The sequence below is a fragment of the Yeguia hominis genome, from assembly GCF_014384705.1.
In the GTDB taxonomy this organism is placed as follows: domain Bacteria; phylum Bacillota; class Clostridia; order Oscillospirales; family Acutalibacteraceae; genus Yeguia; species Yeguia hominis.
Window position 1 is genome coordinate 76828 of record NZ_JACRSN010000005.1, and the last position, 17732, is coordinate 94559.

At 52.3% G+C, this 17732-nt stretch carries 22 protein-coding genes and 1 other annotated feature (1 of these 23 running past the window's edge); of the genes, 14 read left to right on the plus strand and 8 right to left on the minus strand.

Annotated elements, in window-relative coordinates; all coding sequences use genetic code 11:
* Window positions 1-97 (minus strand) — a sequence feature (ribosomal protein L10 leader region); it reaches 49 nt to the left of the window's first position.
* 46 nt (window positions 98-143) lie between these two features.
* From rplA to IAG03_RS04580, 6 genes are all read right to left on the minus strand, one after another.
* Window positions 144-839: a 50S ribosomal protein L1 gene (rplA, locus tag IAG03_RS04555; RefSeq protein ID WP_249318630.1), complete on the minus strand. Its 696-nt coding sequence runs from the start codon at window positions 837-839 to the stop codon at window positions 144-146.
* A 62-nt stretch (window positions 840-901) separates the two neighbouring features.
* The gene (gene rplK, locus IAG03_RS04560; RefSeq protein WP_249318631.1) at window positions 902-1327 is read right to left on the minus strand and encodes a 50S ribosomal protein L11; all 426 of its coding nucleotides are present in this window, start codon (window positions 1325-1327) and stop codon (window positions 902-904) included.
* A 251-nt stretch (window positions 1328-1578) separates the two neighbouring features.
* Window positions 1579-2100 (minus strand): transcription termination/antitermination protein NusG, encoded by a 522-nt coding sequence (gene nusG / locus IAG03_RS04565; RefSeq protein WP_249318632.1) that lies wholly within the window; start codon window positions 2098-2100, stop codon window positions 1579-1581.
* Between the two features lie 60 nt (window positions 2101-2160).
* Complete coding sequence (gene secE, locus IAG03_RS04570; protein ID WP_249318633.1) at window positions 2161-2391, minus strand: preprotein translocase subunit SecE; 231 nt, start codon at window positions 2389-2391, stop codon at window positions 2161-2163.
* Between the two features lie 14 nt (window positions 2392-2405).
* The gene (gene rpmG / locus IAG03_RS04575) at window positions 2406-2555 is read right to left on the minus strand and encodes a 50S ribosomal protein L33 (protein ID WP_249318634.1); all 150 of its coding nucleotides are present in this window, start codon (window positions 2553-2555) and stop codon (window positions 2406-2408) included.
* 414 nt (window positions 2556-2969) lie between these two features.
* Entirely contained in the window at window positions 2970-3761 is a 792-nt protein-coding gene (locus tag IAG03_RS04580; protein WP_249318635.1) for a DUF7674 family protein, read from the minus strand.
* A 329-nt stretch (window positions 3762-4090) separates the two neighbouring features.
* Between IAG03_RS04580 and IAG03_RS04585 the strand changes: the two genes are divergently transcribed.
* The 14 genes from IAG03_RS04585 (at window position 4091) to IAG03_RS04650 (ending at window position 16153) form a co-directional block, all read left to right on the plus strand.
* Window positions 4091-5161 (plus strand): D-alanine--D-alanine ligase family protein, encoded by a 1071-nt coding sequence (locus IAG03_RS04585; RefSeq protein ID WP_249318636.1) that lies wholly within the window; start codon window positions 4091-4093, stop codon window positions 5159-5161.
* 98 nt (window positions 5162-5259) lie between these two features.
* Window positions 5260-6090 (plus strand): glutamate racemase, encoded by an 831-nt coding sequence (gene murI / locus IAG03_RS04590; protein ID WP_249318637.1) that lies wholly within the window; start codon window positions 5260-5262, stop codon window positions 6088-6090.
* Window positions 6091-6110: 20 nt separating this feature from the next.
* Window positions 6111-6551: a YwiB family protein gene (locus IAG03_RS04595; protein ID WP_249318638.1), complete on the plus strand. Its 441-nt coding sequence runs from the start codon at window positions 6111-6113 to the stop codon at window positions 6549-6551.
* Window positions 6539-8230 carry an arginine--tRNA ligase gene (gene argS / locus IAG03_RS04600; RefSeq protein ID WP_249318639.1) on the plus strand — a complete coding sequence of 564 codons (1692 nt, stop codon included), beginning with the start codon at window positions 6539-6541 and terminating at the stop codon, window positions 8228-8230. The genes IAG03_RS04595 and argS overlap by 13 nt, the downstream gene beginning before the upstream one ends.
* A 107-nt stretch (window positions 8231-8337) precedes the next feature.
* Window positions 8338-8862: a DUF6106 family protein gene (locus IAG03_RS04605; protein WP_249318640.1), complete on the plus strand. Its 525-nt coding sequence runs from the start codon at window positions 8338-8340 to the stop codon at window positions 8860-8862.
* Between the two features lie 101 nt (window positions 8863-8963).
* Entirely contained in the window at window positions 8964-10496 is a 1533-nt protein-coding gene (locus IAG03_RS04610; protein ID WP_249318641.1) for an NAD(P)H-hydrate dehydratase, read from the plus strand.
* Window positions 10497-10599: 103 nt separating this feature from the next.
* On the plus strand, window positions 10600-11022 hold the full coding sequence (locus IAG03_RS04615) for a hypothetical protein (protein WP_249318642.1): 423 nt from the start codon (window positions 10600-10602) through the stop codon (window positions 11020-11022).
* Between the two features lie 217 nt (window positions 11023-11239).
* Window positions 11240-11611, plus strand: coding sequence for a type II toxin-antitoxin system PemK/MazF family toxin (locus IAG03_RS04620; protein ID WP_249318643.1), 372 nt, complete (start codon window positions 11240-11242; stop codon window positions 11609-11611).
* Window positions 11612-11696: 85 nt separating this feature from the next.
* Window positions 11697-11885, plus strand: a complete 189-nt coding sequence (locus tag IAG03_RS04625; protein WP_249318644.1) for a spore coat protein — start codon at window positions 11697-11699, stop codon at window positions 11883-11885.
* A 12-nt stretch (window positions 11886-11897) separates the two neighbouring features.
* Window positions 11898-12164: a spore coat protein gene (locus tag IAG03_RS04630; protein WP_249318645.1), complete on the plus strand. Its 267-nt coding sequence runs from the start codon at window positions 11898-11900 to the stop codon at window positions 12162-12164.
* A gap of 714 nt (window positions 12165-12878) precedes the next feature.
* The gene (gene deoD / locus IAG03_RS04635) at window positions 12879-13601 is read left to right on the plus strand and encodes a purine-nucleoside phosphorylase (protein WP_249318646.1); all 723 of its coding nucleotides are present in this window, start codon (window positions 12879-12881) and stop codon (window positions 13599-13601) included.
* 4 nt (window positions 13602-13605) lie between these two features.
* The gene (locus IAG03_RS04640) at window positions 13606-14040 is read left to right on the plus strand and encodes a cytidine deaminase (RefSeq protein ID WP_249318647.1); all 435 of its coding nucleotides are present in this window, start codon (window positions 13606-13608) and stop codon (window positions 14038-14040) included.
* The gene (locus IAG03_RS04645) at window positions 14027-15340 is read left to right on the plus strand and encodes a pyrimidine-nucleoside phosphorylase (RefSeq protein ID WP_249318648.1); all 1314 of its coding nucleotides are present in this window, start codon (window positions 14027-14029) and stop codon (window positions 15338-15340) included. Before IAG03_RS04640 ends, IAG03_RS04645 begins: the two co-directional genes overlap by 14 nt.
* A 57-nt stretch (window positions 15341-15397) precedes the next feature.
* A complete protein-coding gene (locus IAG03_RS04650; protein WP_249318649.1) occupies window positions 15398-16153 on the plus strand; it encodes an exodeoxyribonuclease III in 756 nt (251 codons plus the stop codon).
* Between the two features lie 289 nt (window positions 16154-16442).
* On the opposite strand, the gene mscL is transcribed toward IAG03_RS04650, so the two are convergent.
* Window positions 16443-16892 (minus strand): large-conductance mechanosensitive channel protein MscL, encoded by a 450-nt coding sequence (gene mscL / locus IAG03_RS04655; RefSeq protein WP_249318650.1) that lies wholly within the window; start codon window positions 16890-16892, stop codon window positions 16443-16445.
* Window positions 16889-17722 (minus strand): RnfABCDGE type electron transport complex subunit B, encoded by an 834-nt coding sequence (locus tag IAG03_RS04660; protein ID WP_249318651.1) that lies wholly within the window; start codon window positions 17720-17722, stop codon window positions 16889-16891. The genes mscL and IAG03_RS04660 overlap by 4 nt, the downstream gene beginning before the upstream one ends.
* Between the last annotated feature and the right edge of the window lie 10 nt (window positions 17723-17732).

Sequence of the window (17732 nt, forward strand, 5' to 3'; positions counted from 1 at the left end):
AATACAGGTTGATTCCGTATACGCTTTCCTCGGCAGGCCGGGAATCATCCCATTTGAGCAATGCGCCTGCTGTCTTTGGAAAACAGCATTTTTATTATACGCATGATCTCCTGAAAAGTCAAGAGGGGAAAGCAGCCTAAAACTTAGGCGCCAACTTTGTTCGGGTTAATACGGATGCCAGGGCCCATCGTGGAAGCAACCACGCAGGAACGGACATACTGACCCTTGGAAGCGGCAGGCTTTGCCTTGACAATTGCGTCAAGCAATGTGTCAAAGTTCTGCTGAAGCTTTTCTGCGCCGAAAGAAGCTTTGCCGATTGCGCAGTGGATGATGTTCGTTTTGTCGAGACGGTACTCAATCTTACCGGCTTTTGCGTCATGAACCGCTTTGCCGATGTCCATCGTAACGGTGCCGGCCTTCGGGTTCGGCATCAAGCCGCGCGGACCAAGCACTTTACCAAGACGGCCAACAAGACCCATCATGTCCGGGCTTGTGACAACAACGTCAAAGTCCATCCAGCCTTCACCCTGGATTTTCTGAATCATGTCCTCCGCACCGACAAAGTCTGCGCCGGCTGCTGTAGCGGCATCTGCCTTGTCGCCTTTGCAGATCGCCAGAACGCGGACATTTTTACCGGTCCCGTTCGGCAGAACGATCGCGCCGCGAACCTGCTGGTCAGCATGACGGCCGTCAACACCGAGCTTGACATGAACTTCAATGGTTTCATCAAATTTTGCGGTAGAGGTCTTTACGCAGAGCTCCAACGCTTCATTGGTATCATAAAATTTGCTGCGATCGATCAGCTTTGCGCTGTCGACGTATTTTTTACCGTGTTTCATAGCTTTTCCTCCCTGTTGAGTGGTAAAAATCGGACCATGGGGTTCCTCCCACCCGGGTGTGGTTAGTCTGTCACTTCAATACCCATGCTGCGTGCGGTCCCGGCGATCATACTCATGGCAGCCTCAATGCTTCCTGCGTTGAGGTCCGGCATTTTCTGCTCGGCAATTTTCTGAATCTGTTCACGGCTGATCTTCGCAACCTTGGTTTTGTTCGGGGTTCCGGACGCTGTCTCAAGGCCGCAAGCCTTCTTCAGAAGGACTGCCGCAGGCGGGGTCTTTGTGATAAACGTAAAGGAACGATCAGCATAGACCGTAATCACAACAGGGATAATCAGTCCCACGTCGTTTTTGGTACGCTCGTTGAACTCTTTTGTAAACGCCATGATGTTGACGCCGTGCTGGCCGAGCGCAGGGCCAACCGGGGGAGCCGGGGTTGCTTTTCCGGCCGGAATCTGGAGCTTAATAAAGCCCGTTACTTTTTGCGCCATTTTCTTGCACCTCCAAAATTCGTGGTAAATGGCGGAACGGAAGAGATTTTTTCCGCTCCTCCCACAGGGGCCGAACCGACCCCTTATAAAGAGCGGCCTTGCCGCTTTTTACCATTTCTTACCAACGTGTCCGGAAAATCGATTCCGGAAAACGGCGTTCTGTGTGATAAAAACCATACACAGGAGCAGACCGTTTTGCATTCAAAATCTGTTGAATGCAGAAATTCATGCGAACACAACAGCCCTGCTTCTTATTCAGCAGGTTCTGCCTGGTTGAGTTCCAATTCAACCGGCGTATCACGTCCGAACATGGAAACCATGACACGCACACGATTCTTTTCCACATCGATTTCTTCTACCGTACCGGTAAAGCCGTCCAGCGGACCATCGATGATATGAACCGAATCTCCGACATCATAAGAAAGTTCCACGTTGTTCTGTTCCACACCGAGTCGGGCAACCTCTTCATCTGTCAGCGGAATCGGCTTGGAAGAGGGACCGACAAATCCTGTGCATCCGCGGATGTTCCGAACGACATACCAAGAGTCGTCTGTCAGCACCATTTTCACCAGCACATAACCCGGAAAAATTTTGCGTTCCACTTCACGACGCTTGTTGTCTTTGATTTCGGTTACGGTTTCTGTCGGGACACGGATTTCATGGATCAGATCGTGCATCTGCCGGTTTTCAACCATTTTTTCAAGATTGGAAGCGACCTTGTTCTCATACCCGGAATAGGTATGGACCACGTACCATCTTGCATCGTCAGCCATACTTTTGTTTCCTCCGAATGCCGCGGACAGCGGCTGTGATTGCAGTTTACAGACGATTTTTTACGCTGCGGTATCCATAATAAGGCCTAAGAGTGCGCCAAAACCGGTATCCAAAGCGAAAATGAACAAGCCGATGATGATCATTGCCACCAGAACGACGCCCATGTTTCGAAATGTTGCTTTCGGAGTCGGCCAGACAATTTTTTTGATCTCAGCCTTGCAGTCACGGAAGAATTTTGTAGCGGCGCTGAATCTGCGGGAAACTGCTCCCTTTTTCTTCTCTTCTGCCATGTTGTTTCCTCCGATTACTTCGTCTCCCGGTGGACAGTGTGTTTCCTGCAGAATCTGCAGTACTTGTTCATCTCAAGCCTGTCCGGGTTGTTTTTCTTGTTCTTCATGGTGTTGTAGTTGCGCTGTTTGCATTCCGTGCAGGCCATTGTGATTTTCACTCTCATTACGGCACCTCCTAATTGTCACCGTTTTCGGAATTTTTGCCTTTCTGTTTTTGGGGAAAGGCGATCCTCCCTCGCTGCAATTCTGCCAATGAAGCGTTTTACAGCGCCTTTTAAAATGAAAAAATTCCCCGGAAATTCAAGAAATTTGCCCGATAAAAAGAGCGCAAAAAAAACAGCCCCAAAACGAGGTGTAACAATGATACCACATTTGACGCGGAAGGTCAAGTGAAAAATCAACGTTTTTCCTGTTTTTAGGCCGTTTCCAAGGCGGATTGTTCAGATGGCGAATTTGAACGTGCAAACAAAAATCCCGGAGAAAGATCGGCAGTGCCTGCTTTTCGAACAGGATATCCCGAAAAGCAGGCGCTTAGCAAGTTCAAAAATCATGCAGAAACGCAAAGCCGGCGTTTCTGTTTATTTCCGCATGTCGTTGAGCGTAGCAGCGGTAAATTTGCGGGGCTTTTTCTTCTTTTCCGGCTTAATCTTTTTTCCGCGCAGCTTTCTTGCAGCGGCGGCCGCTGTTTTCAGTTCATCGCTGAGCTGGTTTTCAATACCTGCGAAAGCAGAATCGTCAAGCCCATTTAAAAGGACAATGGTCACGACAGAGCGTGTGTCGAGATCACCGTTTTGATACATATCTCCCATCAGGCTGCAAAGCTTTTTGCAGACATCCGAATCCGGATAGGCAGAGACCAAACCGGAAATTTTCGGCAGGACCTTTTCCTTGGCAAAGGAAAAAGGTCGAACTTGTCCGTATTCAATTTTTTCGCGGCTGATTTCATCGCGCAGTTCCGGAAAAATCCCGACAAGCCGGTTGTAGAAAAACACCGGATCCGAGGTGCTGCCTTCGCCTTTTTGTTTCTTTTTGCGGACCTGCTGAACCATCTCTGTGCGCTTTTTGGCGCTGACGGTATCAGAAAAATCATTTGCGATGCTGTCCGCGTCGGCGGCGCTGTCTGTTTCCGGATCAAAAAGCCATACGGAAACGGTTTTCCAGTCTCCGGCTTCTCCGTCCGAAAACGGCGCGCTCCGCAGCTCAAACCGTTTGGACTTTTCATTATATAAAACGCTGTAAGCGACTGCCTCGCTGGTAAACAGGGCGGCGCGTCCGTTTTCTTCGGTAAAATCCTCCGCACGTTTGAATTCCTGCGAGGAAAGGGTTTCCTCAAGTTTTTCGGCAATCCGTTCAAATGCATTCGATTCCAAAAATAATCCCTCCTGCACAAAAATTCAGGCCGCTTCTAAGCTAGGAGCGGCGCATAGAAACCGATTTTGAAAGAATCAAATTTATCATACAACAGAACCGGCTATTTGTCAAAGTTTTCATTGCTTTCATAAGGAGATGCTCCGTAAGGCAGCTTAAATGGCGCAGATTCCGATTTTTTTGCATGGATCCTGCAACTTCACATTGCACCGCTTCCCGGGATGTGATATGATAATTTAAAATGGTTTTCTATGCGGTTGTGCAGAAAAAGAAAATTACGGGGAACTTTTACATAGAATAGAATGATTGGCGAATCAAGGAGGCAGTAAAAATGGAAAAAAAGAAAATTGCGCTGATTTTCGGAGGACAGTCTTCAGAGCATGAGGTTTCCTGCTGGTCTGTTGTTTCCGTGTTCGAAAATATTCCGCGGGAAAAATACGACGTGGTGTGTATTGGAATCACGAAAGACGGCCGCTGGCTTCGTTATGATGGGCCGAGCGCCGCGATTGCGGACGGCAGTTGGGAAAAGGACGCCTCCTGCTGCCCGGCATTCCTCTCGCCGGATAAAAGCGTGCATGGGCTTTGTGTGCTGCGCGACGGCAAGGCGGAAATTGAAAAAATTGATGTGGTGTTCCCGGTTTTGCACGGAAAAAACGGCGAGGACGGAACAATTCAGGGACTATTTGAACTGAGCGGTATTCCCTACGTCGGATGCGGAACGCTGGCTTCGGCGGTCTGCATGGATAAGGCGGTTACACACACGCTGCTGTCCGCTGCGAATATTGAGCAGACCCATTATCTCTGGTTCTATGCGGACCGGTATCTGAATAACCCCGAGCCCGCCGCGGTGATTCGCCGGAAAATTGAGGCGCGGCTGCAGTTCCCGATTTTCGTAAAACCCGCCAATGCCGGCTCTTCCGTTGGGATCAGTAAGGTTTCTTCCATGGCAGAGCTTGACGCAGCGGTGGAAAAGGCGGCGCGCGAAGACGCAAAGATTGTTGTAGAAGAAGGCATTGAAGGCCAGGAAGTAGAGTGCGCGGTGCTTGGAAATCGGGATGCGGAAGCCTCTCCGGTCGGTGAAATCGGAGCATCTGCCGCGTTTTATGATTATGATGATAAGTATAAGAGCGGGACTTCTCAGCTGTTTATTCCGGCGCGTCTGGACGATGCAACAATGGAGGAAATCCGCAGGATTGCAGTCCGTGCGTATCGTCTGCTGGGTTGCAGCGGGCTTGCGCGGGTGGATTTCTTTGTCCGGAAGCAGGATGGAAAGGTTTTGCTCAATGAAATCAATACACTGCCCGGCTTTACGAATATCAGCATGTACCCAAAGCTGTGGAACTTTGCAGGCGTGTCGTTTTCGCAGCTGATCGATCGGCTGATTGCTTTGGCACAGGCGTAATTGTACAGGAACCCTTGCAGTTTTAGGAAGATGCTGGCAATCGGAAAAGAATACTGAATGCAGCCCGGAACAGCAAACGATTCCGGCTGAGCGTGAAGATGGTGATCGGAATGGATAACCGGCCAATCGGGGTATTTGACTCCGGACTGGGCGGCCTGACTGCGGTACGGGAATTGATGCAGGTTTTGCCGCAGGAAAGCATAGTATATTTTGGCGATACCGGACGCGTTCCGTATGGAACCAAAAGTGCGGAAACCATCCGCAAATACACCCGGCAGGATATCGCTTTTTTAAAGACGAATGGGGTCAAAATGATTTTGGCGGCGTGCGGAACGGTCAGTTCTGTTGCAAGTGAGATCGGGGATGCCTGCGGGCTTCCGTTTACCGGTGTGCTGCGCCCCACGGCAGAGGCTGCCATTCGGGTTACGAAAACCGGAAAGATCGGCGTGATCGGGACGCAGGCCACGGTTTCCAGCGGCTCTTATGAACGGCATGTCAAGGCGCTGGATCCAAAGGCAGAAGTGTATTCCTGTGCGTGTCCGCTGTTTGTTCCGTTTGTGGAAAACGGTGTGATTGCGCCGGAAGATCCGATGGTGCGGCTGGTGGTAGAGCGGTATCTGCACTATTTTGATGAAAAAGGAATTGACACGCTGATTTTGGGATGCACGCATTATCCGATTTTGCAGGAAAGCATCGCGGCTGTGATGGGCGACAGCGTGACGCTGATCAACAGCGGACGCGAAGCGGCTCTGCACTGTGTGGAAATGCTGCGGGAAAACGGGCAGCTCTGCGGAGAGGGTGCGTCCCCATGCCATCAGTTTTTTGTCAGCGATCAGGTGGATGGCTTCCAGTCTATGGCGGATATTTGTCTCGGCCATGCGGTCGATGCCGCTGTCCGGTTTATTGATATCGACCGGTATCCTGCGTGAACCGGAATTGAGGTGGAAAAATGCTGGAAAATTTTTTGATTTCCATCACCGGCAAACAGGAGATGGACGGTGAAACCGGAGAAATCAATTTGACAACGCTGGGTTCCTATGTGCAAAAAGGGGACAAGCGGTTTATCGTTTACAAAGAATATGCGGACAGTGAGGAAAAGCCCCGGACGTCGATCCTCAAAGTAGAAAAAGACGGGAAAGTCACACTGATGCATTCAGGCGATGCCACGCGTCTGGTTTTAGAGGCGGGAAAACGGCATCTTTGTCAGTACGACACCGGCTACGGAAGCCTGATGGTCGGGGTTTTTACAAGCGATGTGCAAACGCGTCTCTGTGAAAAAGGCGGGGACCTGAAAATTCACTATACGCTGGATATCAATGCGAGCCTTTCGAGCCGCAATGAAATATCGGTCACAGTCAAGGAGGCAGGACAGGAATCATGTCAAAACTAGTTGGAACAGCGACAGAAGCGCTGCGCGGTGCGGTTCGTGCGGCTATGGAAGCGGCAATTGCTGACGGTACCTTACCGCAGGCAGATCTGCCGGAGTTTGCGCTGGAGGTTCCGGCGGATCGTGCGCACGGAGATTGGGCGTGCAATGCGGCGATGGTTGGTGCGCGCGCTTTCCGGACAGCCCCCCGGAAAATTGCAGAGGCAATCGCCTCTCATCTGGATCTTTCGGGTTCTTATTTTGAGCGGGTAGAAATTGCCGGGCCGGGATTCCTCAATTTCTTTTTACAGCGGAAATTCTACGGGGATGTGCTCAAAGACGTCCTTATGTGCAAAGAAACCTACGGACACAGCGATTACGGCGCACACAAACGCGTTATGGTAGAGTTCGTCTCTGCAAACCCCACGGGTCCGATGCATATGGGAAATGCCCGCGGCGGCGCGCTGGGAGATTGTCTTGCGGCCGTTTTAGATGCGGCAGGATATGATGTCTGGCGGGAATTTTATGTCAATGACGCAGGAAATCAGATCGAAAAATTCGGCCTTTCGCTGGATATTCGGTACCAGCAGATTTATCGCGGCGATGCGGTAGAATTGCCGGAAGACAGTTACCACGGCGAAGATATCCTCGACCGTGCAAAAGAATTTGCAGCGATTTACGGGGACAAGTACCTTGCCGAGGATGAGAAAACCCGCAGGGCGGCGCTGGTTGCCTACGCTTTGCCGAAGAATATTGAAAAAATGAAAGCAGATATGGCCAAATACCGGATCGTGTATGACGAGTGGTTCCTCGAAAGCCGGCTGCACAAGGACGGAGAAGTCGCAGATACCATTGCAATTCTGCGCGATAAGGGCCTGACCTATGAGAAAGACGGCGCGCTCTGGTACAATGCGATGAAATTCGGCGCGGAAAAGGATGAGGTGCTGATCCGGAAAAACGGAATGCCGACCTATTTTGCGGCAGATATTGCGTATCACCGCAACAAATTCGAGACGCGCGGGTTCGACAAATGCATCGATATCTGGGGTGCGGATCATCACGGCCATGTTGCCCGTATGAAGGATGCCCTGCACGCAATCGGCATCGATCCGGCACGTTTGGATATCGTTCTGATGCAGCTGGTGCGCCTGATGCGGGACGGAGAAGTTGTCCGGATGAGCAAGCGGACCGGCAAGGCGATTCAGCTGGCTGATCTGCTTGACGAAGTGCCGGTGGATGCCGCCCGGTTCCTCTTTAACATGCGTGAAGCAAATGCGCAGATGGATTTTGACCTGGATCTTGCCGTGCAGCAGGATGCGCAGAATCCGGTCTACTATGTCCAGTATGCAAACGCCCGAATTTGCAGCATTCTGCGTGCGCTTGAAAAGGACGGGATTTCCTTCCGGGATTGTACGGATGCAGAGCTTGCAAAACTGGATTCGTCCGAAGAAACGGAACTGATCCGGCATATTGCATCCTATACAGACGAGATCGTTGCAGCGGCAAAGGATTATGACCCGGCGCGGATTACCCGCTATGTCATTACGCTTGCGACGCTGTTCCATAAATTTTATAATGCCAAGCGTGTCAAAGGCGAGGAGGACGGCCTTCTGCATGCGCGCCTTCTGCTCTGCGTTGCGACGCGGACTGTAATTGAAAACGTGCTGAAGATGTTCAATATTTCTGCGCCGGAAACGATGTGAAATCTGGGGAAAATTTACAGACGGTTCATTGTCAAGCGAATTTTCGTATGCTATACTTAAATCGATACTTGCATATACTTGCGGATTCAAATCTCGGAGGTGCCTTGATGGATATTTTTGTAGAACAAATTGTAAAAAGACGCTTTGGCGCAAAAGATTACGCAATCATGGTCGGAATTTCGTTCCTTGCAGCTGTGGTTGTATTTCTGAGTGTGATGATTTTATCCGGCTATGTCGGCGGAATTGCGTTTCTCGTGGCAATCGGCGCACTGTACGGTGCATTCCGGCTGATCATGGCGCGGAACCTTGAGTTTGAATACAGTGTGACCAACGGCGACCTGACCGTGGACAAGATCATCAATCGGCAGCGCCGGAAGCGTGTTGTGTCGTTTGATGTGAAAAACGCGGAAGAAATGGGAAAATATAATGCGGCAAAGCTGCAGCACCGCAACTTTGACAACCGGTACTTTGTCGGGGAATATGAAGATGGCCGCGACTGCTGGTATATTACGTGCCGCAGCCAGAAAACCGGACATATTCTGGTCGTATTTAATCCGGAGGAGCGCGTGTTGGAAGCAATCAAGCCCTTCCTTCAGCGGCAGGCGCGGATTGACGCATTCGGAAGAGGATAACGAAGGAACCCAAACGCCCTGCTGGATTTCCGGCAGGGCGTTTCGATTTTAAAATAGGATTGTTCGGCAGAACAAAAAGCAGGATAAAGGGGGAAGCCGTGTTGAAAGTACTGAGCGGCGCACAGATTCGCGCGTTGGAGGCAAAAGCGGCGGCGGCCGGGATTCCGCTGTCCGGTATGATGGAAAATGCCGGTGCGGCAGCGGTTCGTCTGATGCGGAAAAAATTTGATCTTTTGGGAAAACGGGCTGTGATTGTTTGCGGAAAGGGCAATAACGGCGGCGACGGATATGTTTGCGCACGGTTGCTGACGGAACTTTCCGTAAAAGTTACGGTCATTCTGGCGCAGGGACGGCCTGCGTCCGGTCTTGCGGCAGCAGCATTTGCAGTGATGCCGCAGGACGTTTATGTGATTGACTACCGCGAAAGCGCACAAACGGCTGAACAGCTGCTTGCCGCTGCGGACTATATTTTAGACGGCCTGTTTGGCTTTGGGTTTCACGGGAGCATTCCGGCGGATCTGATTTCGCTTGTCCGGGCAATGAATGCTTCGGGCGCGGTTCGGGTGTCTCTCGATTTGCCCAGCGGTGCGCAGTGCGACAACGGCGCGGTGCTCGGAGAATGTGTCTGTGCGGATTATACGGTGACCTTTTCCACCTATAAGCCGGTTCATGTGCTTGCACCTGGCCGGGACTTCTGCGGGGAAGTGGTGGTTTCCTCCGTCGGAATTCCAGCACAGATGATTGCCGGATTCCGTCCGGCGCTTTCCGTCTATTCGGTGCCGGAAATCAAAGCGCTGTTTCCGCCGCGCCCGGCGATCAGCAACAAAGGCGATTACGGAAAACTTTTTTGTATCTGCGGAAGCGTGGGAATGGCAGGCGCCGCGGTGATGGCGGGCGCTGCGGCGCTTCGATGCGGCACGGGGCTTGTCCAGATGGCGTTGCCGGAATCGATTTATCCGATTGTCTCTTCCCGTCTGACAGAACCTGTCTTTACGCTTTATCGGACGGATGCGGACGGCGCGTTTTTGCCGGAGTGCAGAGAAGAAATCCGCATGGCGCTTTCCAAAGCAACGGCGGTGCTGATCGGCTGCGGGCTCGGGAAACGTCCTGCAGCACGCGAATTGCTCCAATTGGTTCTGCGTGAGGCGGTTTGCCCGGTTCTTTTGGATGCGGATGGCATAAATCTTGCTTCGGAAAACATAGATATGGTAGCAAACAGCAAGGCTCCGGTGGTGCTTACGCCGCACCCGGGCGAAATGGCTCGGCTGATGGATTTGCGCACAGAGGAAGTTCAGAAAGATCGAATCGACTGCGCGGCGAAAGCTGCACAGCAGCTGCATGCCGTCGTGGTGCTCAAGGGCTCAGGAACGGTGATTGCCGCGCCGGACGGGGAACTTATTCTCAACACGACCGGAAATCCGGGTATGGCAAAAGGCGGCAGCGGAGATGTGCTTGCCGGCATGATCGCTGCGCTTTTGGCCCAAGGAATGGATCCCACCATTGCCGCCGCCGCAGGCGCTTATCTGCATGGCCTCGCTGGCGACCGCTGTGCAGAACGCTATTCGGAACACGCGATGCTGCCGACCGATCTTGTGAACTTGCTGCCGGAAATCTTTCTTGCGGTAGAGAGATGATGGTTTGAACTTCTTTTGGAAAAGCATCCGGCGCAGAGGCCAAATTTGTTTTTGTGCCATGGGGATCCTGCTTTTTGGGGGCGCATGCCAGGCGGCTCCGGATGTGCCCGCACCGCCGGCAGAGCCGATTTTGACTTTTTCGGAATGCCCGGTCGTGTGGGAAACAGAAGCAGGGACCTTTCGTGGGATCCTAAGCAGGGACCCGCAGCAAACGTCTCTGACAGTTACAGATCCGGAGGCGCTCAGAGGCTTTTGCTTCCTTTCGGGAAATACCCTTCAGTACGAAGCACTTTCTGCGGAAATTCCTGCGCTGCCTGGCCCGGCCGGCATGCTGTTGGAAGTGTTGGAAACCGCTTCGGCCGGCGCGCTGACGCAAACAGAATCCGGGTTTTCCGGCACGCTTTCTGACGGAACTGCATTTTTGCTGGAGACAGACGGCACGGGTGCGCTGCAGTCGGTGACCGTTTCCGGAGAACAATTTGTGTTTCAGACACCGGATGCCGGAACGCCGGAAAGCGCCTCATAAATTCACATGAAAAATCCCGCAGATTTTCGAAACGCAACCGAAATCTGCGGGATTTTTGCATGCAGAGTCAACCGCTTCGCAGCCGTAATACTATGGGGTATCAGGAAACACGGATTTTTTCTCCGGCGTGATTAAACATGTTGGTTTGCGGTAACAATAGTTACAGCGGAACCGTTTATCGATTCCAGATACCCAAATGATTCGGAGCGTGAATGGCGTGAATATCAGAAGAGGCGATATCTATTATGCAGATTTAAGCCCGGTTGTCGGATCGGAACAGGGAGGAATCCGCCCGGTATTGATCGTTCAGAACGACATCGGAAACCGGTTCAGTCCGACCGTCATTGCGGCTGCCATTACCAGTCAACGCGCAAAGGCCAACCTTCCAACCCACATTTCGCTAAATGCATCCGATTCCGGGCTGTCCAGAGATTCCATTGTTTTGCTGGAGCAGGTGCGGACCATCGATAAGCATCGTTTAAAAGAACGAATGGGCCGTTTGGATCGGAGCGCCATGGCACAGGTCGATCAGGCTTTATCGGTCAGTTTTGGATTAGAAGGGGGAGAGCGTTTCCGGAGAGCTACATAAGCTGCATCCGAAACGCAAAGTTTTCTGACACAGGCGCATATTGCGCGGGGACACGGACAAGATAAAGAAAAAAGGAGGACTGAAAATGGCATTGACTGCAAAGGAACTGACTGCAATTGAGGATCAGCTGAACAGTGAAAAGCTGTTGGTGGCAAAATGCCGGATGTATGCAGAGTTATGCAGCGACCCGCAGCTTCGGCAGAAATGTGAAGCGATTGCAGGCAAACACAAAACCCACTATGAGGCGCTGTATTCCATGCTGCAGAATCAGTAAAGGAGAAGGAACATGAACGAGACAAACTTTCAGGAACGGGATTTGTTTGACGACCTGCTGTCTTCACAAAAGCATATCACGGATGGCTACAATACCTTTGCGAATGAATGTGCGACCCCTAATGTGCGGGATGCGTTTATGCGCATGCTCAACGACGAACACAAGATTCAGGCAGAGGTGTTTGACGAAATGAAAAAGCAGGGATGGTACCAAACGCCTGCGGCAGAGCAGGATAAAATTCAGCAGGCCAAAACAAAATTTGAAAACGCAAAGCCATAACCGAACAGAAAAAGGCCTTCTTTTGCAGGATTTCCTGCAAGGGGAGGCCTTTTTGCTGCCGTGCTTTTCAGGGGGCAAATGAAAATTTTTTCGCTTTCAAATTGTAGTTTTGCGTGGGGTATAGTATAATAACCTCAATGTTCGCCGTGCTGCACACGGCGCGGCGGCAACGCCGCCGGTCAATGCGCCACATTGCCGATTGAGAACATTTTGCAGGAGCATAATAACCTCAATGTCCGCCGTGCTGCACACGGCGCGGCGGCAAGGCCGCCGGTCAATGCGCCGCATTGCCGATTGAGAACATTTTGCAGGAGCATAATAACCTCAATGTTCGCCGTGCTGCACACGGCGCGGCGGCAACGCCGCCGGTCAATGCGCCGCATTGCCGATTGAGAACATTTTGCAGGAGCATAATAACCTCAATGTCCGCCGTGCTGCACACGGCGCGGCGGCAACGCCGCCGGTCAATGCGCCGCATTGCCGATTGAGAACATTTTGCAGGAGCATAATAACCTCAATGTTCGCCGTGCTGCACACGGCGCGGCGGCAAGGCCGCCGGTCAATGCGCCGCATTGCCGATTGAGAACATTTTGCAGGAGCATAATAACCTCAATGTTTGCCGTGCTGCACACGGCGCGGCGGCAATAATGAGAGCGAGCCCGAAATTTGGCTCGCAACAAAAATGTTAGGAACCATCTCGAAAGGAGGACGTTTATGTCTCAAACGCCTACGCCGCACAACGGCGCAAAATACGGAGAAATTGCACCGGCTGTCCTGATGCCCGGAGATCCGCTGCGGGCAAAATTTATTGCGGAGACCTATCTGTCGGAGGTGCGCTGCTTCAATACGGTCCGGAATATGCTCGGATATACCGGCACCTACCAGGGAACGCCGGTTTCTGTGATGGGTGGCGGAATGGGCATGCCCTCCATTGGGATTTATACGTATGAGCTGTTTCATTTTTATGATGTCGAAACCGTGATCCGCGTTGGTTCTGCAGGAGGAATTGCAGAAGAGGTTGCGCTGCGGGATGTGATTTTAGCTGCTGGCGCATGCACGGATTCCCATTATGGAGCGCAGTTCCATCTGCCGGGCACTTTTGCGCCGATTGCGGATTTTTCCCTCCTCAGAAAAGCAGCGGCATGCGCAGAGAAAAAAGAAATTCCCTATCGGGTCGGCAATGTGCTTTCCTCCGATCTGTTTTATGTTGAAGACGCAAACGATCTCTCTGTGTGGCAGAAAATGGGTGTCCTTGCAGTGGAAATGGAAGCGGCAGCCCTCTATATGAATGCCGCACGGGCTGGAAAGCGCGCGCTGTGTATGCTGACGGTTTCCGATTGTCCGCTGCGCGGAGAAGGTCTTCCGGCAGAAGCCCGGGAAACCGGCTTTGCGCAAATGATCGAAACTGCACTGGACGTTGTGTGCGAAAGAGGGTGAGCCTGTGGAACAGAAAGAACTTGTGCAGGCGGCTTTTGCGGCACGACGCCAGGCCTATGTCCCGTATTCCGGCTTTGCAGTCGGCGCGGCGCTTTTGTGTGCAGACGGAAGCGTCTATACCGGCTGCAATGTGGAGTCCGCCTCCTATCCTGCGACGATTTGCGCAGAGCGCACCGCATTTGTAAAGGCGGTCAGTGAAGGAAAACGGGACTTTACCGCAATTGCGGTTGTTGGGGCACAGGAAACAGAGGATCCGCATGCGGCATGTCCGCCCTGCGGCATTTGCCGTCAGGTCATGGCGGAGTTTTGCGGGCCCGATTTTCAAATTATTCTGCCGGATTCGGCAGAACATTGGACAGTTTTGCGGTTTTGCGAACTGTTACCGATGGCCTTTGGATCGGGAAGCCTGAAAGGGGAAAGTCAGCATGAGAATGTATGAAATTCTTGCGAAAAAGCGGGAAGGGGAAGAACTGACAAAGGAAGAAATTCAGTTTTTCATCTCCGGCGTCACAGATGGGAGCATCCCGGATTATCAGATCACCGCGTTGCTGATGGCGATTTGCATCCGCGGCATGACCCGGCGCGAGACGTCTGCGCTCACTATGGCGATGGAGCATTCCGGCGATACGGTGGATCTCTCCAGTTTACCGGGAATCAAAGTCGACAAACACAGCACCGGCGGCGTCGGCGACAAAACGACGCTGATTGCAGCGCCGATTGCAGCTGCGCTCGGGGTGACGGTGGCCAAGATGAGCGGACGGGGTCTTGGACACACGGGCGGTACCGTAGACAAAATGGAATCCATCCCCGGCTTGCGTACAGCACTCAGCCGGGAGGAATTCTTTGATGTGGTCCGGAAGACCGGACTGAGTGTCGTCGGGCAGAGCGGCAACCTGGATCCCGCAGACAAAAAGCTCTATGCACTGCGGGACGTGACGGCTACGGTAGAAAGTATTCCGCTGATTGCCTCAAGCATCATGAGCAAAAAGCTTGCCGCCGGTGCGGATAAAATTCTGCTGGATGTCAAGACCGGAAGCGGCGCATTTATGAAAACGCAGCAGGATGCAGAGATGTTAGCCCGGGAAATGGTGGAAATCGGACGTTCTGTCGGTCGGGAAACCATTGCGCTGGTAACCGATATGGATGTCCCGCTCGGGAATGCGATCGGCAATACACTGGAAATTTTGGAGGTCTGTCAGACGCTTCGCGGCCATGGCCCGCAGGATCTGACCGTGCTCTGCCTGGAACTTGCCTCGAATATGGCGCTGCTTGCCGGTGCCGGGGATACCATCGAATCGTGCAGGGCGGCGGCGCGCAAGGCACTGGAGAGCGGTGCGGCGCTGCAAAAACTCTGCGATATGGTGTCTGCGCAGGGCGGAGATGCGTCCTATCTGCAGCATCCCGAAACCTTTTCCCGCGCGCCGGTAAAACACGAATTATTTTCGGACAGAGACGGGTATATTACCCATATGAACGCGGAAGCCTGTGGGGAAGCCGCCATGATTCTCGGCGCAGGCCGGATCAAAAAAGAGGATTTGATAGACCACAGTGCCGGAATTTGGCTGCTCCGGAAAACGGGAGACGCAGTGCGTGCCGGGGAGGTGCTGGCGGTAATGGAGACTGCCGAGGAACGTTTTGTAGCGGAAGCGGAACCCCTTTTGCGGTCGGCCTATCAGATTGGATCGCAGCAGCCGGAACGCCGGCCTCTGATTCTAAAACGGATTGCAAAGTCCGAATAGAAAACGGAATCCTGCGGGAATTCCATGTGAAAAATTCAGTGAAAAGAGGGAAATAGGATGAAACTGATTTCCTGGAATGTGAATGGCCTGCGGGCTTGTATCGGAAAGGGATTTCTGGACTTCTTTTATGCAGAGAATGCAGACGTTTTTTGTCTGCAGGAGACCAAAATGCAGCAGGAACAATTTACAGAATCGCTTCCCGGTTACCTGCAGTTTTGGAATTCGGCGGAGAAAAAAGGATATTCCGGGACGGCTGTTTTTTCCAAACGGGAACCACTTTCGGTTTCGTACGATATCGGAGATCCGGAGCACGTCGGAGAAGGCAGAAGCATCACGCTGGAATTTCCGGAGTTTTACCTCGTGACGGTCTATACGCCCAATGCGCAGCGTGACCTTGTACGGATCGATTACCGGATGGCCTGGGAAGACGCGTTCCGTACATATCTGCAAACACTTGACCGAAAGAAGCCGGTCGTTATTTGCGGAGATATGAACGTGGCGCTCTTTCCAATCGACCTAAAAAATGCGAAGAGCAATATCGGAAATGCTGGGTTCTCCTATGAAGAACGCGGGAAAATGCTGGAATTGCTGGCCTCCGGATTTCTCGATACATTTCGGGTGTTTTATCCGGAGAAGCGGGATGCCTATACTTGGTGGAGTTACATGTACCATGCGCGGGAAAAGAATACCGGCTGGCGGATCGACTATTTTTTGGCGTCGGAGCGTCTGCGGCCGCAGCTAAAGGACAGCCTGATTTATGCGGATATGCTGGGAAGCGATCATTGTCCGATCGGGCTTCTTTTGGAGGAGTAAGCGGCGGCGATGCGAAAGCAAAGACCGGATCGGGTAAGGCGGTTTGCCGGAAAGCAGATGGATCAGTGCCTGTTTTCCCCAAAAAGGCGTAAGGCCCCCGATAGAGAGCATATGACTGGCAGCTAAAAGTCAGGGGACGGAAACGAAACCGCGCCGACCCGGTTTAGGAATCGGGCCGCAAATGGCGGAAGGAACAATGGCCGGCTTTATAAATAGAGAAAAGGACTTTGGAATCTGCACGGAGCAGGATCCAAGTCCTTTTTTACTTGTAATTCGCTTTTCAAAGGTGTTATCCCTGCGCAGAGTCTGCGTCATCTGCGTCAGAAGAGGCGGTTTGCGCAGCGAGAAGATCGCGGATTTCCGTCAGAAGGGCTTCTTCTTTTGTCGGTTCCGCAGGCGCGGCTTCTTTTTCTTCCTCTTTTTTCAGATGCAGTTTTCCAATGGCTTTAATCATAAAGAAGATGCACAGTGCAATGATGAGAAAATCGATAACGGACTGCAAAAATGCGCCGTATGCCAGTACGATTGGAGTTCCGTCCGCCGCTTTTGCAGGAAGGGTGACGGCCAGAGCAGCAATATTGACCTTCCCGGTAATCATCGAGATTGCAGGCGTAATGATGTTTTCAACGAGCGAGGTGACAATTTTTCCGAACGCAGCACCAATGATCACGCCGACAGCCATATCAAAGACATTGCCGCGATTGATAAAGGCGCCGAATTCTTTGATGAACTTTTTCATATTGTACAATCATCCGTTTCTGTATGGGACACAGCCTGGGCAAACAGCAGGGAAATACAATTGCGCGGACAGGCTTCTACACATTTTCCGCAGGCCGTACAGATTTGCGGATCCACAGACGCGTGAAACTGTTCGACTTTGATCGCGCCGGTTTCACAGACCTTCGTGCATTTCATACAACCGATGCAGCCGATTTTGCAGACCTTGTTTGTAACGGCGCCTTTGTCACAGCTTGCGCACCGGACGACAGCCTGCGGCTTGACCGGAACAAGGGAAATCAGTTTTTTGGGACATGCCGCAACACAGAGGGAACAGCCTCGGCAGCGGGCCGGATGGATGACGGCAAGTCCGTTGCATACCGTAATCGCGTGATAGGGACAGGTTTTTTCGCAGTCTCCAAGACCCATACAGCCGAATCGGCAGCTTGCAGTGCCGCCGGAAAGCTGGGCCGCCGCCGCACAGCTTTCCAGGCCGTCGTAAATCATTTTGTCTGTGGTGTAATCGTAGCTGCCTGTACAGTGAACCAGTGCGGCGTGATATTCCACCGCGACATCGCCCTCTCCAAGCAGCGCAGCAATTTTAGAAGCAGTTTCCGCGCCGCCGGGGGAACAAAGGCCGGGCTTGGCCTCCCCTTTGGCGAGCGCCTCGGCATAACCGCTGCATCCGGAGTACCCGCAGGCGCCGCAGTTGGCGCCGGGCAGAAGTTCCAGAACAGCTGCTGCTTTTTCGTCTTTCGGAACAGCCATGATGATCGAGGCGACTGCAAGCAAAATTCCGGCAATCAGGCCGATTCCGGCAACAATCAGGACGGGAATCAAAATTTCATTCATGTCAGATCTT

Excerpts from the sequence above, each read along its gene's own strand:
- argS (WP_249318639.1), top strand. The coding sequence starts at position 6,539 with ATGTCAAAACTAGTTGGAACAGCGACAGAAGCGCTGCGCGGTGCGGTT.
- secE (WP_249318633.1), bottom strand. The coding sequence starts at position 2,391 with ATGGCAGAAGAGAAGAAAAAGGGAGCAGTTTCCCGCAGATTCAGCGCC.
- nusG (WP_249318632.1), bottom strand. The coding sequence starts at position 2,100 with ATGGCTGACGATGCAAGATGGTACGTGGTCCATACCTATTCCGGGTAT.
- IAG03_RS04605 (WP_249318640.1), top strand. The coding sequence starts at position 8,338 with ATGGATATTTTTGTAGAACAAATTGTAAAAAGACGCTTTGGCGCAAAA.
- IAG03_RS04595 (WP_249318638.1), top strand. The coding sequence starts at position 6,111 with ATGCTGGAAAATTTTTTGATTTCCATCACCGGCAAACAGGAGATGGAC.
- rplK (WP_249318631.1), bottom strand. The coding sequence starts at position 1,327 with ATGGCGCAAAAAGTAACGGGCTTTATTAAGCTCCAGATTCCGGCCGGA.
- IAG03_RS04625 (WP_249318644.1), top strand. The coding sequence starts at position 11,697 with ATGGCATTGACTGCAAAGGAACTGACTGCAATTGAGGATCAGCTGAAC.
- IAG03_RS04645 (WP_249318648.1), top strand. The coding sequence starts at position 14,027 with ATGAGAATGTATGAAATTCTTGCGAAAAAGCGGGAAGGGGAAGAACTG.
- rpmG (WP_249318634.1), bottom strand. The coding sequence starts at position 2,555 with ATGAGAGTGAAAATCACAATGGCCTGCACGGAATGCAAACAGCGCAAC.
- mscL (WP_249318650.1), bottom strand. The coding sequence starts at position 16,892 with ATGAAAAAGTTCATCAAAGAATTCGGCGCCTTTATCAATCGCGGCAAT.
- murI (WP_249318637.1), top strand. The coding sequence starts at position 5,260 with ATGGTGATCGGAATGGATAACCGGCCAATCGGGGTATTTGACTCCGGA.
- IAG03_RS04660 (WP_249318651.1), bottom strand. The coding sequence starts at position 17,722 with ATGAATGAAATTTTGATTCCCGTCCTGATTGTTGCCGGAATCGGCCTG.
- deoD (WP_249318646.1), top strand. The coding sequence starts at position 12,879 with ATGTCTCAAACGCCTACGCCGCACAACGGCGCAAAATACGGAGAAATT.
- IAG03_RS04650 (WP_249318649.1), top strand. The coding sequence starts at position 15,398 with ATGAAACTGATTTCCTGGAATGTGAATGGCCTGCGGGCTTGTATCGGA.
- rplA (WP_249318630.1), bottom strand. The coding sequence starts at position 839 with ATGAAACACGGTAAAAAATACGTCGACAGCGCAAAGCTGATCGATCGC.
- IAG03_RS04585 (WP_249318636.1), top strand. The coding sequence starts at position 4,091 with ATGGAAAAAAAGAAAATTGCGCTGATTTTCGGAGGACAGTCTTCAGAG.
- IAG03_RS04630 (WP_249318645.1), top strand. The coding sequence starts at position 11,898 with ATGAACGAGACAAACTTTCAGGAACGGGATTTGTTTGACGACCTGCTG.